General features: G+C 41.4%; 1 pseudogene. It reads right to left on the bottom strand.

Annotated elements, in window-relative coordinates:
* A pseudogene (locus R7R24_RS29060) lies at positions 1-308 on the bottom strand (carboxypeptidase M32); the annotation flags it as partial.
* Positions 309-575 lie beyond the last annotated feature (267 nt).

Below are 575 nucleotides of genomic sequence, written 5' to 3'. Positions count from 1 at the left end.
AGAGAACTTGCTTGAACTAATGATTCTGGAAGAAGGTTTGCAAGCTGCCATTCGCGTTTCATTTCACGTAACATGGCTCGCTCTTGCGTGGCGAGGGTTTCTTCTTCTGCTTGTGCAAATAGATCCTCAAGATGGGGCTGAGTCATGAGTGAGTGGATGTGTACTTCAAGTTCAGCCATTGCGTTGGAGCGTGCTTCAGCACCGCCTGATGGCATCACAGCAGCTTGATCCCAGCCTACAATTTCTAATAAATGGCCAAAGTTGGCGACTTTTTTTGAATGTTCGACGAGTTTTGTAAATGCATTCATTGTGACTACTCTTATTTTTGTTCTTTCCCTAAACACCCGAAAAGGGTCCTTCACATCAAGTCGCGCTAAGCAACTGAAGTTAATTTACTAATAATTAACATTTAATGACGTCTCATTGTCCACAAATTCATCCGGTTGTATAGCGCTCTTAAAAAAGAAGCTTGCGAATCTTGTGGATTGGCGGTATTGATGACGCATTACCCATTAATTATCACAACAATATGGACATACTAAATTTTGAAGCGTTTCTTATCGCTGTCACAATTT

This window comes from Vibrio sp. 704 (genome assembly GCF_033339295.1).
The sequence above is the reverse complement of the archived record's forward strand: the minus strand, read 5'-3'. Positions and strand labels throughout refer to the sequence as shown.